This window comes from Vibrio sp. M250220 (genome assembly GCF_036533795.1).
Classification (GTDB): Bacteria; Pseudomonadota; Gammaproteobacteria; order Enterobacterales; family Vibrionaceae; genus Vibrio.
Map to the genome: position 1 here is coordinate 1 of NZ_JATABI010000139.1, position 1187 is coordinate 1187.

Genomic DNA, 1187 nt, shown 5'->3' on the forward strand with positions numbered 1-1187 from the left:
GATGTAACTGCTCTATCTCAACAATAAAGACTCCTAAAAGCAGTAAATGAGGTTAGATTCCAAAGTGAGGAAAATTCGACTATTTACCAACTTAGTTTTTGGACGGAACCAATGAAAAAAGAAATTGAGAGATTGATTGATGAAAATTAGTCGCTTCAAAGTATTTCTATATCTCACTTTCTTCTCTCTATTTCTAGCAGTATTTAGCTACTTTTTACTAAAAGTAATCAATAACTTAACTGCTTATGAAAATATCGTTACGATTTATAGCGCCTTAAACAACGCTTCATTATTCGCATCATTTAGCAGCACTTTAATACTAACAACATTCACAATCATTGCTCTTATCACAGGTAAGTCTCTAAGATGGATGCCTAAAATCATCATCATAATCCTATCCATAATGGTTGTAATTAGCTTTATAGTTGGATGGGTAATGACAACCGTCACAAAGAAAGAACTTGATGAACAAGGCTATATCGAGTGTACATCTGAACGAGAATTTACATTGAAATACTCAAGCAGAACGTACGTTCTTCCACCGGAAACATGTGATTAAAGCTGTGAACTCGGTTGACTATATGCTTCAAGATGAAAAGCTTTATTGATGGGGGTGGCACGCTTAAAAAGCTCGAAGAAAATCGCTTATCACGCCGCACAGAAACGGTAGGTAATTTCTCTCACGGCGGCAGCTATCGACGTAATCTAGTGGTGAATAATGAATCGTTTAACGTTCGCTTTAAAGCGAGTTGCGCCACGCCTGAATGTCTAATGAGAAATGCCCACATCGACATGGAAGATGATGCCTTTCAGGATTACATCGAGGCAGCGACACAAGATAAACGTTCGGATGTGATGCAGGCGATAGGCATTGCTTTAATTGCTAATCCTTACTTAGCTCTTTTGCAAAGAACGGTTTTAGCTGATGTTGCCTATTCTGGTGTGTTTGAAGGTAATTTTGACCCCGCGTGGGCTTATGCAATGGGGATGGGTACTGCATATCGTTTGAGATTGCTTAATCTACCGAAGCGAGTCCAAGATACATCAGAAAGTGTTGTTAGCTATTTTTCTGGTAACTTTTTAAGTGGCGATAACGATGATGATTAATAAAGTGAAAGTTTGGAGATATATGAATATCTCCGATGGAATATTTATTTTTTGCGTTATTTTAGGCGTGCTGTTTTTTC

The 1187-nt window shown here is 37.7% G+C and carries 2 protein-coding genes; both read left to right on the forward strand.

Going from position 1 to position 1187, the window contains the following annotated elements; all coding sequences use genetic code 11:
* The first annotated feature begins 139 nt into the window (after positions 1–139).
* Positions 140–559, forward strand: coding sequence for a hypothetical protein (locus QTN94_RS19950; RefSeq protein ID WP_331428643.1), 420 nt, complete (start codon positions 140–142; stop codon positions 557–559).
* A 32-nt stretch (positions 560–591) separates the two neighbouring features.
* On the forward strand, positions 592–1107 hold the full coding sequence (locus QTN94_RS19955; RefSeq protein WP_331428644.1) for a hypothetical protein: 516 nt from the start codon (positions 592–594) through the stop codon (positions 1105–1107).
* The last annotated feature ends 80 nt before the right edge of the window (positions 1108–1187 follow it).